Genomic DNA, 17,054 nt, shown 5'->3' with positions numbered 1-17,054 from the left:
TCCCCGGTCTCCGTCCCCAATTCAGGATGAGAGCGGTCATGGGCGATATACGGGCCTGTGATGTATCGGGACATCGGTGACGGTTCTGCATCAGGACATCGGTGACGTTTGGTGTGTCAGGACATCGGTGACGTTTTCGGGGTTGGTGGGCGTGGTCCGCGGGGGCGGCCGTTGCTGACGTACGTGGTGCCGGGTGCGGGTCGGGGGTGCTCGATCAGGATCGTGCCGTCGGTATCGGCGAACGTGATCGTCTCGGGGTTCTCGATGATCAGGATCTGGTGTCCGGCGAGTCGCCCGTCGATGTGGAACTTCACGCCGCGGACCTTGATCCCGCCGTTGGCCTCGACGCGTGCGAGCCGGACCTCGTCGGTGCTCGCAGGGGTCGGGTCGTAACTGCGTGGGCGGGTCGGCTCGATGGGCCGGGGTCGGGGTGGTTCGGCTGTCGGGGTCGCGTCCCAGGCCTGTTGCGGGGTGATCCGGCCGGGTAGGCCCTGGTGCGGGCGTTCGCGGTTGTAGATCCTGTCGAACCGGTCGACCTGGGCTTGGAGTTCGGCGAGGGTGTTCGCGAGGGGCTGTTGGTCGAGGAACCGGAACAGGGTCTGGTGGAAGCGTTCGTTCTTGCCCTGCGTGGTCGGTTTGTACGGTTTTCCGGTGATCGGTTCGATACCGAGCCGGGACACGTGGATCACGAGCCGGCCGTGGATGCCGCGACGGGACGGGTTCAACGCCGTCCCGTTGTCGGTGAGGAGCCGTTGCGGGACCCCGTGCGCGGTGATGCCCTTATCGACCACGGCGATCGCCGCGTCCGAGGTTTCCGACCATGCCACGAGCGACGCGACCGCGTACCGGGAATGGTCATCGATGAGTTGGAAGATCACGCACCGGCGGCCGCCGGTCAGGACGTACTCGGTCGCATCCAACTGCCAGCACGCGTTCGGTGCCGGGTACACGAACCGGCGGTACGCGGCCCGCGGCTTCTTCCTCGGCTCCGCACGAGCCACTCCCGCGTCACGGAAGATCCGCGCCAGCGACGCCGTCGACGGGGGGATCATCCCGAGGCTGAGCATCCGGTCGTGCACGCTGATCGGCCCGTGATCCAGACCCGACTGCTCCAGCGCGGCCCGCACCTGGATGGCGTGGACCTTGATGTCCGCACCGATCCGGGACGGGCTCACGGCCGGGCGTTTCGAGCGTGGCTCGAGCGCGGCCGCCGGCCCATCCGTACCGACCCGTCGACGGATCTCGTAGAACGTCTTCCGTGAGATTCCGTGCTCGGCACAGAACGTCGTCACCGCACCCCGCGGTGCGTCCGGTGGCCACTGCGTGATCGCGAGACGGACACGGGGATCGACAGGCTCGTTTCTGCTCACCCCGCCATCAGAGCCGCAGAAGTGTCACCACCAAACACCCACGAAGTGTCACCGATGTCCTGATGCAGAACCGTCACCGATGTCCCGACACATAACAGGCGATATACGGGCCCAAGACGGCGCTCATCCTGAATCAGGGACCGCGACCCGACGCGATGGGGCGGCCGTCAGCGAGGCGGTCGGTACAGTCGCGCCACCGAAGCCTCGATGTCGGAATCCCGTTCCACGGGCTCGAAGTAGAGCCGGGCCGACGCGATGAGGTCGTCGCGGACCTCCGCGACGATGACGCCGCACATCGCGAACGGCGAGCCGTCGACGTGGTGCCCGCGCCACGCGAGTTCGCCCCATTCGACGTCGCCGACGCGACACGTCGACCGGATCTCGGCCCGGAAGTCGGGCACGCCGGCGAAGACGGCGGTCCAGTTCGCGAGCACCTGCGCGCGTCCCGTGAACGCGCGTGCGGGATGCGCGGGCTGCTCGCTCCGGTAGTCCACGGCGAAGCACGCCGAGAGGCGCACGGCGTCGTGGTCGTTCTGCGCTTCCGTGAGGCGCTCGATGACGGTGCTCATGATGTCGGCCCCCGATCGCACGGCCAGCAGGGTGGTCCCGGGCGTCGTGCGTCGACGAGTCGTCAGGCGACCAGCGCCCGCCCCTGTTCGTGTGCGTCGATCATCCCGCGATTCCCGCGACGCCGTCGGTCGGGATTCTCGTCATGTCACGGGCCGATGGCAGACTCGGGGCATGGCGACGATCGGCACCCCCGGCGGCACGCCCGAGCGCCCGGCGATCTTCTTCTCGGGCCCCGAGGAGTTCCGCGCCTGGCTCGAGGCCAACCACGACACCGCAACCGAGCTCTGGATGGGCCTGAACAAGCTGCACGTCCCCGACCGCGGCCTCACCTGGGAGCAGGCGGTGCCCGAGGCCCTCTGCTTCGGCTGGATCGACTCGGTCTCGCAGCGCATCGACGACGACGCGCGGCGGCAGCGCTGGACTCCGCGGAAGCCCTCCGGCAACTGGTCGGAGGTGAACATCGCGCACGTCGAGCGGCTCACCGCCGAGGGCCGGATGCATCCGGCCGGGCTCGCGGCCTTCGCGCGCCGGCGCGAGGACCGGTCGGGCGTGTACTCGTTCGAGAACGCACCACGAGAGCTCCCGCCCGAGGCCGCGGCGAAGCTCGCGGCGGATGCCGCGGCGGCGGCGTTCTGGGAGATCGCGACCCCGACGTACCGGCGGATCGTCGTGTACTGGATCCTCTCCGCGAAGCAGGAGGCCACGCGCGAGCGGCGTCTCGCGCAGCTCATCGACGACAGCGCCGCAGGGCGGCTCGTGCCGCCGCAGCGCTACGGCGAGACGCCGAAGTGGGTCGAACGCGCGGCGGCGGCGGCGCAGGCGGCCGCCGAGGCATCCGGCAGCGAGGCATCGGGGTCCGAGGCATCCGGCAGCGAGGCACCCGGCACCGAGGCATCCGGCACCGAGGCATCCGATCCCGACGAAGACGGGGCCGTCGACGCCGACGCGTGACGGCGGGCGTCATGCCGGTGCGGACCTCCCGCCGCACCGGTGAAGGATGTCAGGGTGCCCACCTTCACCGCGCTCGAATGGCTCGTCCTCGCGCTCGCGGCCTTCGCGGTCGGCGCGGGCAAGAGCGGCATGCCGGCGTTCGGCACGATCCCGGCGGCGCTGTTCGCCTCGGTGCTGCCCGCGAAGGCCTCGACCGGCGCCGTGCTCGGGCTGCTGCTCGTCGGCGACCTGATCGCGGTCCGGATGTACCACGCGCACGCCGACTGGCCGATGCTCCGCAGACTCCTCCCCTCCGTCGTCGTCGGCGTGCTGCTCGGCGTCGTCGTGCTCTGGTTCGCGGACGACGCGGGGGTGCGCCGCATCATCGGCGCCACGCTCGTCCTGCTCGTCGCGCTCCGCGTCGGGCTGCTGGTCCGGCGGCATCGCCTCGGTACGGAGCCACGAGCGGTCCCGCCGCGGCTCGCGTACCTGTTCGGCCCGCTCGGCGGGTTCACGACGATGATCGCGAACGCCGCGGGCCCCGTGATGACGCTCTACTTCGTGGCGTCGCGCCTGCCGGTGCAGGCCGTGCTCGGGACCGCGGCGTGGTTCTTCCTGATCGTCAACGCGTTCAAGGTGCCGTTCTCGGTCGGACTCGGGCTCATGACGCCGCAGTCGCTGCTCCTGAACCTCGTGCTGGTTCCGGCGCTCCTGGTCGGAGCGCTGTGCGGGCGGGCCGTCGCCCGACGCATCTCACCGGTGTGGTTCGAGCGGATCGTCCTCGCGCTCACGTTCGTGTCGGGGGTGTTCCTGCTCGTCCGGCCCTGAAGGCGGCCCTGCAGGCGACCCCGGGGCGCACGGTCACGGCGTCCACCACGGCCGGAGCGGCAGGTCGCCCTCGCCGCCGGGTCGCGCCGCCAGCACCTGGTGCAACTGGATGCCGTTGCGCTCGAAGCCGAGTCGGAACCCGGCCATGTACAGCCCCCACACCTTCGCCGTCGGCAGCCCGACCTCGGCGACCGCGTCGTCCCAGTGCGCGACGAGGTTGGCGCACCAGTCGCGCAGGGTCAACGCGTAGTGCGGGCGCAGGTTCTCCTCGTGCAGCACCTCGAGTCCGGCATCCTGCGCGACACGGATGATCCGGCCGGAGCCGGTCAGCTCCCCGTCGGGGAAGACGTACCGGTCGATGAATCCGCCGGCCGCCGGCCGCGAGCGGTTCTCGGGGCGGGTGATGCAGTGGTTGAGCAGCAGTCCGCCGGGGCGCAGCCTCGACTGCAGGAACCGGAAGTACGCGGGATAGTTGCGCACGCCGATGTGCTCGAGCAGGCCGATCGAGGACACCGCGTCGAAGCCGCTCTCGCGGATGTCGCGGTAGTCGCCGTAGCGAACCTCGGCCAGTTCGCCGAGGCCCTCGTCGACGATGGCCTTGCGCGCCCACGTCGTCTGCTCGTTCGAGAGCGTGACGCCGATCGCCCGCACGCCGCGGCGGGCCGCGTAGCGCACCATGCCGCCCCAGCCGCAGCCGACGTCGAGGAGCCGGTCGCCGGGCTTCAGGCGCAGCTTGTCGAACACGAGGCGGTACTTGTTCTCCTGCGCCTCGTCGAGGGATGCCTCGGGCGTGGGGTAGCACGCGCACGTGTACGTCATCGAGGGCCCGAGCACCCATTCGTAGAACGTGTTCGACACGTCGTAGTGGTGGTGGATCGCCTCGGCGTCGCGGTGCCGGCTGTGCCGGAGTCCCTCGGCGACCCGGCGCACGCGCCCCGGCACCTCCTGCGGCGGCCGTGCGACCGGCTTCAGGCTGCCCACGCCGATCGTGCGGATCACCTGCGCCATGACGCGCGGCGGCGGCAGCTTGAACACGAGGTCGTCGGCGAGCAGCTTCAGGAGGTCGTACGGGTCGCCCGGATGCACGCCCCGGATGTCGAGGTCGCCGGCGATGTACGCGCGGGCGAGCCCGAGGTCGCCGCGGCTGGTGACGAGGTAGCCCGTGCCGCGCGGGCTCTTCAGCTCCACCTCGAACCGGGCGTCGGCCGGCCCGGCCGAACTCCCGTCGTACGCGGTGAACCGGACGGGGAGCCCGCTGCCCGCGAAGGCCTCGAGCACCTCGGCGAGGGTGAGCTTCGCGTCGGCCTTCGCGCGCTCCGCGGCATCCGTCGCGCCCGTCGCCGCCCTGCCGGTCGCCGTCGTGCCCGTCGCTTCCGGGACGTCCATCGCTGCCGGGGCATCCGCCGCTTCCGGGGCGTCCGTCGCGCGTTCCTTCTCCGTCGTCATCGTCGTCGCACCGCCTTCGCGTAGAGGTCGAGGAGCCGGGAATCCGGGTCGTAGCGTTCCTTCACCGCTCGATAGGCCGCGCCGCCGTAGAGCCGGTCGAACTCCTCCCGCTCGTAGTAGGCGTCGGAGTAGAGCGACTTGTGCCCGTCGAGGTCGCCGACCTCCCGCTCGATCCGGCGGTTCGTCTCGCCCTCGGTCGCGCCCACCGGCACCGTCGACCAGAAGCCCACGTTGACGTAGGTGCGGCGCGGCTCGAGCGGGTAGAGCGGCCAGCCTGCGTCGTCGCGCAGCCGCAGCGGGCACAGCCAGATCGGGGTGATCGGCACGTTCGCCAGGAACCAGTCGAGGAACTCGGCGCATCGCTCGATCGGGACCTCGACGTCCTGGATGACGCGCTCGCGCGCCGGGCGGCCGTGCAACCGCTCGAGGCGGTCGCCGATGTCGAACCGGCGCTCGAGTCGCATGAGCTTCCAGTACGCGCTGCTGCGCCGGTACCGTCGCGGCCAGACGCGGCGGACGAACGGATGCCCCGTCCCGAACGCCTCCGAACACCAGAACCAGTCGGTGTCCCAGCGCCAGAGGTAGTCGTGCGCGGTGAGCCGGTCGCGCAGGACGCCCTCGTCGTGGCGGATCGACCGGTAGTAGATCCGCTGCCGGGTGTAGTCGCTGACGGGACCGGGCCGGGCCGTCTTCGTGCCGAGGCAGAGGTAGCCCTCGTCGGCGGCGAACACCACCCCGTCGAGGTAGTCGACGCGGGTGCCGTCGTACATCCCGGTCTCGACGATGCGGTCCATCGTGGCGACGAGGTCGTCGAGCGAGCGGAACCGCACGTGCCGGAGCTCGACGAACGGCTCGATCGGTTCGAGCTCGATGCGCAGCCGCACCGCGTAGCCGAGCGTGCCGTACGAGTTGGCGAATGCCCGGAACAGGTCGGCGTGCACGTCGCGGGAGGCCGTCACGACCTCGCCGGCCCCCGTCAGGACGTCGAGGTCGACCACCGATTCGTGCGGCAGTCCGGTGCGGAACGACGTCGACTCGATGCCGAGGCCCGTGGCGGCGCCGCCGAGCGTGATCGTCTTCAGTTGCGGCACGACGAGCGGCGCGAACCCGTGGGCCAGCGTGGCCGCGACGAGGTCCTCGTACGTGCACATGCCCGCGACGTCGGCCGTCCCGGCCTCCGGGTCGACCGAGATCACCTGCGTCAGCCCGGAGGTGTCGAGGCCGGTCGTTCCGGTCGCGGTCCGCGACCGGAACAGGTTCGACGTGCGCTTCGCGAGTCGCACGGGCGCGCCGACCGGCACCGCGCGGTAGCTCGCGAGCAGGCGTTCCACGCCCTCGGCGTGCGCGGAACGTGCGTCGGTCTCGCGAACGGACACGGCTTCACGGTACGCCGCGGCGGCGCGTCCGGCTACGGGGAGCGTGCGATCAGCCGACCAGGTCGTCGCTCGTCCGCACGCGGCCGATCCTCGGGAAGACGACGGTCAGCGCGCGGTCGTGCGCCGACGCGACGAGGTCGCTCATCGCGTCGGCGGCGAAGACCTGGGCGTAGCCGAGTTCGCGTCCGTGCCGCGCGGTGGACTCGATGCCGATGGACGTCGAGATCCCCGCGTAGACGATCGTGTCGACGCCGCGGCGCCGGAGCTGGAGGTCGAGCTCGGTGCCGTGGAACGCGTCCCAGCCGCGCTTCGTGACGTGCAGGTCGGTCGGTCCGTCGCCGACCTCCTCGCAGAGCGTGGCGAAGTCCGACCGCGGCTCCACCGCGGGCGGCGGAGCGTCGACCGCGGCCGAGAGGGCATCGCCGCCGTCGGGTGAGAACGCGACTCGGACGCGGACGACCGGTGCACCCGCCTCGCGGAACGCCGCGGTGAGTCGCGCGGACGCGGCGAGCACGTCGGCCACGGGATGCACGAGCGGCATCGCCGCGATGCCGTGCTGGAGGTCGATGAGGACGAGTGCGGGACGGGTGCCCGGGAGGATCTGGGTCATGGGGTCGAATGTACACCTACGGTGTATTATTTCGCGCATGACCCCGGATGCCGCGGAGACCGCTGCCGACCTGCGCCTCGCCATCGGCCGCCTCGTGCGCCGCACGCGGCGCGAGACCACGACCCTGCCGCCCTCGCAGGCGGCGGTACTCGGGCGGATCGACCGCGACGGCCCGCAGACGGTCGCCGACCTCGCGGCATCCGAGCGCGTGAGCCACCAGTCGATGACCCGCCTGGTGGGCGACCTCGTCGCCTCGGGCCTCGCCGCGGTTGCGACCCCGCCGCCGGGCGCCGACCGGCGGCGGAAGCCCGTGACCCTCACCGAGGCCGGCGCCGCCGCGCTCCGCGAACAGCGCAGCCTGCGCTCGACCCATCTCGCGCGGGCGATCGAGACCCGCCTCTCCGCCGCCGAGCACCGCACGCTCGCCGCCGCCATCCCCCTGCTGGAGCGCCTCGCCGAGGGATAGGCGAGCGAGCGGCGCACGCGGCCCGTCCGATCAGTCGGTCGTCACCGCTGCGCCGGCCCCCAGTCCCAGCCCGTGCCCGAACCGGAACAGCGGATCGGCCGTGTCGAACGGCACGTCGGGCCGGGACGCCTCGACCGCGGCCATCGAACGCGGGAGGTCGAACGGCAGCCGACCGGTCGCAGGGGCCGCACCGCTCAGCACGTCGAGCAGCGCCTCCGGGCTCGCACCCCAGTTCCCGACCACGGCATCCGCGGCCTCGACGATCGGCGCGAGGATCGCGGGCCGGTCGAGGAACACGTCGACCACGGTCGGCACGGCCGCGGCGACCTCGGCGACGTGCGCGATCGTCTCCGGCGCGAAGTCGAGCGACCCCGCGTGGAAGAAGTTCTCGAACATCGAGCCGCGCACCTCGAACGGCGCCTGGATCCGGAGGATCGCGACGTCCGCCTCCTCCGGTGCTCCGACGACGACCCCGTAGGCGGCCGCGACCTCGGGCGCGATGCCCTCGACGTAGAGCCTCGCCCCGCGCGCGAACGGCAGCGCGCCGCCGTTCGCGAGCACCGCGACCGATGCGCGCTGGGCGTCGACGCCGGCCGCGCGGTGCTCGGCCGAACCGACGATCGCGTCGGCCGCGTCGACGTCGACGAACGGGTCCTCGAACAGGCCGAGCAGGAACTTCTCGCGCAGGAGGCGCCGGGCCGAGACATCCAGCCGCTCCTCGCCCACCAGCCCGGACTCGACGAGCCCGATGAGCAGCGACGGATCGTGCTCGCCGCCGAACTGGTCGGCGCCGGCGTCGAGGACCTTCAGCATGCGCTCGGCGGGCGTGAGGTGCTCGACGCCCCAGGCGCGGGCCGCGAAGTCGTGGCCCATGATCGGCTGGTCGGTGATGAGGCCCCAGTCGGTGCACACGATGCCGTCGAAGCCGAAGCGCTCGCGAAGCAGGCCCGTGAGCACGCCCTTGTTGAAGCCGAAGCCGACCTCCTCGTACTCGGTGCCGACCGGCATGCCGTAGTAGGGCATGACCTGCCGGCCGCCCGCGGCGAACGCGGCCTCGAACGGCTTCAGGTGCAGCTCGAACTGCCCGCCGGGGTACACCTGCTCGCGGCCGTAGTCGAAGTGCGGGTCCTCGCCGTCCTGCTGGGGGCCGCCGCCCGGGAAGTGCTTCGTCATCGTCGAGACGCTGCCCGGCCCGAACGCCGAGCCCTGGAACCCGCGGATGTACGCGGCACCGAGCGCGCTCGTGAGGTCCGGGTCCTCGCCGAACGTCTGCAGCTGGCGCGCCCAGCGGGACTCGGTCGCAAGATCCACCTGCGGGTGCAGCGCGACCCGGATCCCGACGGCCGCGTACTCGGCGCGCGCGATCTCGGCGAAGCGCTCGACGAGCGCGGGGTCGTGCGTCGCGGCGAGCCCGAGGGGCTCTGGCCACTGCGAGAACGGACCCGCGAAGAACGCCGCGCCGGGGTTCTCGTTGAAGCCGTGCCTCGGATCGCTCGAGATCGTCACCGGGATACCCAGGCGCGTGGTGGCCGCGAGCTCCTGCAGCCGGTTGTGCCAGCTCGCGATCTCGCGCGCGGTCGGCGGCACGCCGAGCAGGTTGAAGTGGGTCAGGTGGCGACCCACGACGTACTCGCGGTTCGACGCGATGCCGAACACCGGGTCGCCCTCGCTGAGCTCGCCGCCCTCCCCCATCGCGATCATGGTGTGGAAGCAGAGGCCCGCCTTCTCCTCGAGCGTCATCTCGCCGAGCAGCAGCTCGACGCGCTCGTCGACCGGCAGGCTCGCATCGAGCCACGGGCGGTCCGTCGCCGGGGCATCCGGCCTCGTCATCTGGTCCTGTGTCATGTCCTGTTCCCTCGTCGTCCTGTGGTCGGTGATCGGCGCCCGCGGGCGCCGATCAATGCTGTCCGGCGTTGGCCATCGCGATGAGGCCGTCGATCATCTCGGGCGTGACGTCGCCGCCCATCATCGACATGCGGCCGATCGGGAAGGACATCATCATCCGGTCCATCGACACGCCCTCGGGCATGACCGACTCGATGCCCTCGAGGCCCTGCATCATCTGGGCCATCGCGGCCTGGATGATCGGGCCCGCGACCGGGTGCGCGAGCGCCTCACCGAGCGAGGACTCGCGCGTGAGCGGGATCGCGACGGCGTCGCCGGCGACCTCCACCGACACGGTCGATCGGATGTCCCGGCTCGACGCCGCGACATCCACGGCGTACGCGCCGCCCTCGACGACCCAGCCGTCGACGCGCACGTCCCAGTACGCGAGGTCGGCGCGGCGCACCGTGAGCACGACGTCGCGAGCCTCGCCCGGCTCGAGCTCGACCGACGCGAACGCCTTGAGCTCGCGCACCGGGCGCTGCACGGCCGAGCCCGCGAGCGACGTGTAGACCTGCACGATCTCGCGGCCCGGGACCGCGCCCGTGTTCGTCACCGTGACCGCCACCTGGACGTCGCCGTCCGCGTCGACCGTGGCCGAGGCATCCGAGTACGCGAACGTCGTGTACGACAGGCCGTGCCCGAACGGGAACGCGACCTCGAGGCCGCGCGCGTCGTACCAGCGGTAGCCGACGAACAGGCCCTCGCCGTAGCGGACGTGCCCGAACTCGCCCGGGAAGTCGAGGTACGCGGGGGTGTCCGACAGGCGCGCCGGGATCGTCTCGGCGAGCTTGCCAGACGGGTTCACGTCGCCGAACAGCACGTCGGCGGTCGCACCGCCGCCGGCCTGGCCGAGCAGCCATCCCTCGAGGATCGCCGGGACGCGGTCGGCGAACGGCAGCGCCACCACGCCGCCGTTCGAGAGCACGACGACGACGTTCGGGTTGACCGCGAGCACCGCGTCGACGAGCGCGAGCTGCTCGGCGGGCAGGTCGATGTCGTCGCGGTCGTAGCCCTCGGACTCGAGGCGGGCGGGCAGGCCCAGGAACAGCACGACCGCGTCGGCGGCGGATGCCTCGGCCACGGCTGCCTCGCGGAGCGCGGCCGTCTCCTCGGCCGAGACGTCGGCCGCGACGCTGAAGCCCTGGGCGTACGCGACCTCGCCGGCGGCGAGCGCGCGGATCTCGTCCAGCGCGGTGTCGAGGCGCGTCGGGTTGATGAGCGACGAGCCCGCGCCCTGGTAGCGCGGCTTCTCGGCGAATGCGCCGACGACGGCGAGCTTCCGGTCCTTCGCGAGCGGCAGGACGGCGCCGCCGTCGCCGACCTCGGCGTTGCGCAGCAGCACGATCGAGCGTCCGGCCGCCTCGCGGGCGAGCGCGTGGTGCGCGTCGACGTCGAGCGGGCCCTCGACGAGTCCGCGGCCGGCCTGCGCCTTCCGGACCAGGTCGATCACGCGGCCGGCCGCGATGTCGAGCGCGTGCTCGTCGAGCTCGCCCGCCTGCACGGCGGCGACGAGCTGGGCGTCGGTGCGCCCGCCCGACGACGGCATCTCGAGGTCGAGGCCCGCGGGCAGGCCCTGCACCCGGTCGTTGACCGCGCCCCAGTCCGAGACGACGAGGCCCTCGAAGCCCCACTCGTCGCGCAGGACCTGCGTGAGCAGCCACGGGTCCTCCGACGCGTAGACGCCGTTGATCTTGTTGTACGAGCACATGACGGTCCACGGCTGCGCGTCCTGCACGACCCGCTGGAAGCCGCGCAGGTAGATCTCGCGGAGCGGCCGGGGGTCGACGTCCGACGACGCGCGCATGCGGTCGTCCTCCTGGTTGTTGGCCGCGAAGTGCTTGAGCGACGTACCGACGCCCTTGGACTGGATGCCCTGCACGATCGCGGCGCCGAGCACGCCCGAGACGATCGGGTCCTCGGAGAGGTACTCGAAGTTGCGACCGCACAGCGGCGAGCGCTTGATGTTGATGCCCGGGCCGAGCAGGACGCCCACGTGCTCGATCGCCGTCTCGGTGCCGAGGGCTTCGCCGACGCGCTCGATGAGCTCGACGTCCCACGAGGAGCCGAGGCCCGCGGCGGGCGGGAAGCACGTGGCCGGCACGCTCGAGCCGAGCCCGAGGTGGTCGCCCGCCCCGCCCTGCTTGCGGAGGCCGTGCGGCCCGTCGGTCACCATGATCGAGGGGATGCCCGCACGCTCGACGGGCTTGGTGTGCCAGAAGTCCAGGCCGCTCGTGAGCGACGCCTTCTCCTCGAGGGTGAGGTCGGCGAGGGCTGCCTCGGTCTGGCTGATGCTGACATCGGTCATGGTCGTGCCTTTCGGTGGGTTGGGAGGTCGGGGGCGGTCGTGGATGCCTCGCGGTCGAGGCATCCACGACCCGGTCAGCGGATGCGGGTCATCGGGTCGACTTGATCGGCCAGACCGCGAGGGCGCCGAGGATGCCGAGGACGATCGCGACCGGGAAGAGCGCCTGGTAGCCGGAGACGAGGACGATGGCGCCGGCGACGCCGGGTGCGAGGGTCTGCGGGAGGGTCGCGGCGATGTTCACGACGCCGAGGTCCTTCGCGAAGTTCTTCGCCGACGGGAGGACCTCGCTCATCAGCGCGGTGTCGACGGCCTGGAACATCCCGAACCCGAAGCCCGCGATGAAGGTCATGATCATCCACGCGGTCAGGTCCTGCCACATCCACGGCAGCAGGAACGCGAGGCTCACGACCGCGGCCGACGCGAACACGAACGGCTTGCGACGCCCGACCCGGTCCGAGATCGGCCCGGACACGGCGGTCGAGATGATGATGCCGACCAGGCTCAGCAGGCCCAGGACCGGGATGACCTGCTCGGGGTGCGCGACGCCGAAGTAGTCGGTGAGCAGGAACAGCTGGTACCCGGTGACCGCGAAGTAGCCCGTGTAGAGCAGCAGGCGTCCGGTGAAGGCCCAGAAGAAGTCGGGGTGCTGGATCGGGTTCACCCAGAACGTCTTCAGGAACTCGACGAGCGTGAAGGGCTCGGGCTCGATGTCCGTGCTCGGGTAGTCGGGGTTGAAGGCCACGAACAGGCTCAGGATCACGAGCGCCGGCACGGCGAAGATGACGTAGCCGAGCGCGATGCTGCCGAAGAAGAACGAGCCGACGATCGATCCGCCGAGCGCGCCGACCATGAGGCCGATGCCGGACAGGGCCGAGAAGGTGCCGCGGCGCTTGAGCGGCACGCGGTCGGGCAGGACGGCCGACAGCGGCCCCTGCGCGAAGTTGTAGGCGACCTGCACGAGCGTCCAGGCGAGGATGACGCCCACGAGCGAGGTCGCGAACGCGAGGCCGACGAGCGCGAGGCCGCCGGCGAGCGCGCCGATCACGATCCAGGGCGCGCGGCGGCCGAACTTCGAGCGCGTGCGGTCGGACACCTGGCCGGCGAGGGGCTGCGCGATCATGGCGGCGAACGAGCCGATCGTCGCGACGATCGTGAGGTTCGCGACCTTGTCGGCCTCGCCGAAGAGCAGGGTGATCTGCTGCGGCAGCAGGATGCCGGGGACCGCGCCCCAGATGAGGAAGATGCCGAGGTTCGCGGGGATGATCCACGCCATGAGGCGCCGCAGGCCCCTGATGGGCGTGGGCGGGTCGTCATTGCCGGCGGCTTCGGCGAGGAAGGCGTGCTCCGTCATCGGCTCTGCGATGCGAGTGGGGGTGTCTGACATCGTCGTCGACTGTTCCTTTCGGCATCCTCCGTGGATGCCCCGCCGAAACCATATGTCATTCGGTTTTGAATGACAAGCGTTGTTCGGGTTTACTGGATGCATGGCGGCGAACGGTCAGGGCAGACGCGGCTCCTACGCGAAGGGCATCGCCAAGCGCGAGGAGATCCTCGAGCGCGCACTCGAGGTCATCGCGCGCGAGGGCTACCGCGGGGCATCCGTCAAGGAACTGGCGGCCGCCGTGGGCCTCAGCCAGGCGGGCCTCCTCCACTACTTCGACTCGAAGGAGGAGCTCTTCACCGAGATCCTCCGCAAGCGCGACGAGGCCGACACCGCGCACTACGGGCCGATCCCGGCGGAGCCGGTCGGGTACGAGGACATGCGGGACGCGTACCTCCGCATCACGCGGCACAACGCCGACGTGCCGGGGCTCGTGCAACTGTTCTCGCGCCTCTCGGTCGACGCGGTGGACCCCGAGCATCCCGCGCACGAGTTCTTCGTCCGCCGCGGCCGGACGCTGCGCGGCGTGTGGGCAGACGGCCTGCGGGAGCAGCAGGCCGCCGGCCGGATCGACGACTCGATCGACCCCGAGACCCTCGGCCGGATCCTCCAGGCCGTCGCCGACGGCCTCCAGTTGCAGTGGATGCTCGAGCCCGAGACGGACATGGCCGCCATCATCGGCGTGCTGTTCGACGCGCTCGCGCCGTCGATCGCGCGCGACGCACCGGCGGACCGACCGCAGCTCGCCGACCGAGCACCGCTCGCCGACCGAGCACCGCTCGCCGACTGAGCCTCGCCCGCGGACGCGAACCGCGACCCGCACCGACCATCACCCGCGCGAAGGAGCACAGGGCATGACGCAGACGGAATCCCGCACGTACATCGAGGTGGACACGGGGGCCGGGCGCGTCCGCGGCGCCTGGCGCGACCTCCCGGGCTCGTCCGCCCGGAGCGCCGCGTTCCTCGGCATCCCGTTCGCCGAGCCGCCCGTCGGCGACCTGCGGTTCGCCGCACCCGTGCCTGTCGCACCGTGGACCGGCGTGCGCGACGCGCTCGAGCACGGCGCGACCGCCCAGCGCGGCGACCCCGGCGTGACCCTGATCCCGGAGCCGTCCGTCCCCGGCGCCTCCACGCTCAACGTCGACGTCTTCACCCCGGCGCCGGGCGAGCCGGACGCCGCGTTGCCCGTGCTCGTGTGGATCCACGGCGGCGGCTACTTCGCGGGCTCCCCCGCGAGCCCGTGGTACGACGGGCGCAGCTTCAACCGCGACGGCGTCGTGACCGTCACGGTCTCGTACCGGCTCGGGTTCGACGGCTTCGGCTGGATCGAGGATGCCCCCTCCAACCGCGGCGTGCGCGACTGGCTGCTCGCGCTCGAGTGGGTGCAGGCGAACATCGCCGGATTCGGCGGTGACCCGGGACGCGTGACGATCGCGGGCCAGTCGGCGGGCGGCGGCGCGGTGCTCACGCTCCTCGGCATGGAGCGCGCGCAGCACCTGTTCCACGGCGTGTGGGCGCTCTCGGGCGCGCTCGCCGACATCGCGCCCGACCGCGCCGAGCGTCTGGGTCGCGACATCGCGTCGCGGCTCGGGGTCGCTCCGACCCGCGCCGGGCTGTCGACGATCCCGGAGGACGCCGTGCTCGCCGCGCAGCGGGCCGCGACCGACGTGTCCGGCCCCGACGCGATGACCCGCATGCTGGACGACGGCCTCGGGCTCGGCCCGACGATCGACGGCGACCTGCTCCCCCGCTCGACGACGGCCTCGCTCGCCGCGGGCGTCGGCGCCGACACGCCGCTCGTGCTCGGCGCGACCGACGACGAGTTCTCGATGGCGGTGGCACCGGCCGAGCGGAAACTGCGCTGGGTGCCGCTGCGGATGCTCCTGAAGCGGGTCGGCATCCGCGGCGAGCAGCGCCGCGCCTACCTCGCGGCGAATCGCGACGTCGTCGCACGCGGCCACGCCGCGGTGCTCGGCCGCGTGATCTCCGACCGGATGTTCCGCACCGCGGTCGTGCGGATCGCGAACGCCCGCGGCGCCGCTCCCACCTGGGCGTATCGCACCGCGTTCCGCTCGACGGTGTTCGACGCCGCCGTCCACTGCGTCGACGTGCCGTTCTGGTTCGACTGCCTCGACGCCGAGCAGGTCGACCCGCTCACCGGTCCCCGGCCGCCGCAGGCGCTCGCGGACGCGATGCACCGCGACGCCGTCGCGTTCATCCGCGACGGCGAGCCGGGGTGGCCGACCTGGTCGACCTCCCCCGGCACGACGCGCGTGTTCGGCGGCGAGGCATCCACCGGGGCATCCCCCGAGGTGGTGCCCGACGGCTACGCCGAGGTGAGCTCGCTGCTGTAGGCCGCAGCGACCGCCTCGGCCGACGGCTCGGCGCCGAGCGCCTTCCTCGAGGTGACGAACAGGACCAGCCCCAGCCCGAAGACCAGCAACTCGGTCGCCGTCATCGCCCAGATCACCCCGTCCAGCCCGAACACCGCGTTGCCGGCGAGGATCACGGGCACGAACAGCACGCCCTGCGCGATCGCCATGACGGTCGCGTTGCGCATCTGCTCGGTGGCCTGGAACACGGCGATCATGAGTCCCGTGAACCCGTTGAACGCGGTCGCGACGAGCATCGCGGTCAGGATGCGCGTGCCGTCGGCGAGGACCGCCGGGTCGGCGGAGAACAGCGCGAAGACCTGGTCGCGGAACAGGAACACGACGGTCGAGAACACCGCGACGATGCCGGCGATCGCGATCGCGGCCCCGCGGATGCCCGCCAGGAGCCGGGCGCGGTTGCGTGCGCCGAACGCGTACGCGAACAGCGGGATCGCGCCCATCGACACGCCCATCACGATCATCTCGGGCACCTGCGAGATGCGCAGCGCGACGCCCATGCCCGCGATGAGGCCGGCCCCGTAGCCGATCGCGATCCAGTTCATGACGAGCGTGGTCACGATGAGGAACGAGGACTGCAGGAGCTCGGACGCGCCGACGCCGAAGACCAACGTCAGGATCTCGCGGTCGGCGCGGAACCAGCGGGGCGCGATCGACGCGGCGGAGGATCGCGTGGTGAGCCACCACGCGTAGTACCCGACGGCGACGAGGTTCGACAGGCCGAGCGCGACGCCCGCGCCGAGCACGCCCCAGCCGAGCCCGAGGATGAACACCACGTCGAACACGAGGTTCGCGATCGTCGAGGCGATGAGCCCGGTCATCGAGGCGACCGCGGCGCCCTCGGCGCGCACGAGCTGCTCGAGCGCGAACACCGCGACGTACACGGGAGCGAAGGCGAACATCGCCCCGATGTAGAGGGCGGTGGGCGCGAGCGAGGCGCCGCTCGCCCCGACCGCCGCGGCGATCGGGGTCGCGAACGCGAGCCCGAGGATCCCGACCACGACGCCGGCGACGACGGCGCCCCACGCGGTGAACGAGGAGACCTGGCGGATGCGCCGGCCCGTGGCCGCGGCATCCGTGTCCGGGTCCTCGAGGGAGCCGAGCAGGCGGGTGACGAACGTGCCGCCGCCGACGCCGAAGACGCCGCCGAGCGCCATGACGAGCGCGAAGACCGGCATCGCGAAGGTGATCGCCGCGAGCAACGGCGTCGAGTGCAGCGACCCGACGAAGACGCCGTTGATGACGTTGTAGATCGCGCCGACCGAGAAGCCGGCGATCATCGGCACGCAGAGGTGGACGAGCGAGCGCCAGATGGGCGCCTGTGCGAGGGAGTGGCGGTTGGACGATGACATGGTCTGGCCTCCGTTGCGGTGAACGGCTCGGGCGGGTGCCCGGGTCTGGGATGGGTGGATGGTGGATGCGAGGTCGCGGGCGCGACGGACGTCGGAGCGCGACGGATGGACGCGCGCGACGGGCACCGGGCACGAGGGCACCG

At 71.8% G+C, this 17,054-nt stretch carries 13 protein-coding genes and 1 pseudogene; 5 read left to right on the top strand and 9 right to left on the bottom strand.

Translation table 11 applies throughout. The features are described from left to right. Window positions 1-90 precede the first annotated feature (90 nt). Window positions 91-1,292, bottom strand: a pseudogene (locus ACDF64_RS08630) (integrase core domain-containing protein). 245 nt (window positions 1,293-1,537) lie between these two features. Further along, window positions 1,538-1,939: a nuclear transport factor 2 family protein gene (locus tag ACDF64_RS08625; protein ID WP_394554875.1), complete on the bottom strand. Its 402-nt coding sequence runs from the start codon at window positions 1,937-1,939 to the stop codon at window positions 1,538-1,540. A gap of 172 nt (window positions 1,940-2,111) precedes the next feature. Here ACDF64_RS08625 and ACDF64_RS08620 point away from each other — a divergent pair, with 172 nt between their 5' ends. After that, on the top strand, window positions 2,112-2,891 hold the full coding sequence (locus ACDF64_RS08620; RefSeq protein ID WP_394554873.1) for a YdeI family protein: 780 nt from the start codon (window positions 2,112-2,114) through the stop codon (window positions 2,889-2,891). Between the two features lie 54 nt (window positions 2,892-2,945). After that, window positions 2,946-3,698, top strand: a complete 753-nt coding sequence (locus ACDF64_RS08615; RefSeq protein ID WP_394554872.1) for a TSUP family transporter — start codon at window positions 2,946-2,948, stop codon at window positions 3,696-3,698. 33 nt (window positions 3,699-3,731) lie between these two features. On the opposite strand, the gene ACDF64_RS08610 is transcribed toward ACDF64_RS08615, so the two are convergent. Genes ACDF64_RS08610 through ACDF64_RS08600 form a run of 3 tightly spaced genes read right to left on the bottom strand, consistent with a single transcriptional unit; the run spans window position 3,732 to window position 7,130 of the window. Then, window positions 3,732-5,144, bottom strand: a complete 1,413-nt coding sequence (locus ACDF64_RS08610; RefSeq protein ID WP_394554870.1) for a class I SAM-dependent methyltransferase — start codon at window positions 5,142-5,144, stop codon at window positions 3,732-3,734. Further along, on the bottom strand, window positions 5,141-6,520 hold the full coding sequence (locus tag ACDF64_RS08605; protein ID WP_394554868.1) for an FAD-binding oxidoreductase: 1,380 nt from the start codon (window positions 6,518-6,520) through the stop codon (window positions 5,141-5,143). The genes ACDF64_RS08610 and ACDF64_RS08605 overlap by 4 nt, the downstream gene beginning before the upstream one ends. Before the next feature lie 49 nt (window positions 6,521-6,569). Next, complete coding sequence (locus ACDF64_RS08600; protein WP_394554866.1) at window positions 6,570-7,130, bottom strand: isochorismatase family protein; 561 nt, start codon at window positions 7,128-7,130, stop codon at window positions 6,570-6,572. Between the two features lie 37 nt (window positions 7,131-7,167). Here ACDF64_RS08600 and ACDF64_RS08595 point away from each other — a divergent pair, with 37 nt between their 5' ends. Next, the gene (locus ACDF64_RS08595) at window positions 7,168-7,596 is read left to right on the top strand and encodes a MarR family winged helix-turn-helix transcriptional regulator (protein WP_394554865.1); all 429 of its coding nucleotides are present in this window, start codon (window positions 7,168-7,170) and stop codon (window positions 7,594-7,596) included. A gap of 30 nt (window positions 7,597-7,626) precedes the next feature. On the opposite strand, the gene ACDF64_RS08590 is transcribed toward ACDF64_RS08595, so the two are convergent. The 3 genes from ACDF64_RS08590 to ACDF64_RS08580 form a co-directional block, all read right to left on the bottom strand. Further along, window positions 7,627-9,441: a glycoside hydrolase family 3 protein gene (locus tag ACDF64_RS08590; RefSeq protein WP_394554863.1), complete on the bottom strand. Its 1,815-nt coding sequence runs from the start codon at window positions 9,439-9,441 to the stop codon at window positions 7,627-7,629. Between the two features lie 52 nt (window positions 9,442-9,493). After that, complete coding sequence (locus ACDF64_RS08585) at window positions 9,494-11,788, bottom strand: glycoside hydrolase family 3 C-terminal domain-containing protein (RefSeq protein ID WP_394554861.1); 2,295 nt, start codon at window positions 11,786-11,788, stop codon at window positions 9,494-9,496. 88 nt (window positions 11,789-11,876) lie between these two features. After that, entirely contained in the window at window positions 11,877-13,139 is a 1,263-nt protein-coding gene (locus ACDF64_RS08580) for an MFS transporter (RefSeq protein WP_394554860.1), read from the bottom strand. Between the two features lie 133 nt (window positions 13,140-13,272). On the opposite strand from ACDF64_RS08580, the gene ACDF64_RS08575 reads away from it, so the two are divergent. Further along, window positions 13,273-13,959 (top strand): TetR/AcrR family transcriptional regulator, encoded by a 687-nt coding sequence (locus ACDF64_RS08575; protein WP_394554858.1) that lies wholly within the window; start codon window positions 13,273-13,275, stop codon window positions 13,957-13,959. 64 nt (window positions 13,960-14,023) lie between these two features. Next, window positions 14,024-15,523: a carboxylesterase/lipase family protein gene (locus ACDF64_RS08570; RefSeq protein ID WP_394554856.1), complete on the top strand. Its 1,500-nt coding sequence runs from the start codon at window positions 14,024-14,026 to the stop codon at window positions 15,521-15,523. Here ACDF64_RS08570 and ACDF64_RS08565 read toward each other — a convergent pair. Beyond that, complete coding sequence (locus ACDF64_RS08565) at window positions 15,496-16,911, bottom strand: MATE family efflux transporter (protein WP_394554854.1); 1,416 nt, start codon at window positions 16,909-16,911, stop codon at window positions 15,496-15,498. The two genes, ACDF64_RS08570 and ACDF64_RS08565, sit on opposite strands and share 28 nt — an antisense overlap. Between the last annotated feature and the right edge of the window lie 143 nt (window positions 16,912-17,054).

Origin of the sequence: Agromyces sp. MMS24-JH15 (assembly GCF_043518605.1) — a bacterium.
In the GTDB taxonomy this organism is placed as follows: Bacteria; Actinomycetota; Actinomycetes; order Actinomycetales; family Microbacteriaceae; genus Agromyces.
The sequence above is the reverse complement of the archived record's forward strand: the minus strand, read 5'-3'. Positions and strand labels throughout refer to the sequence as shown.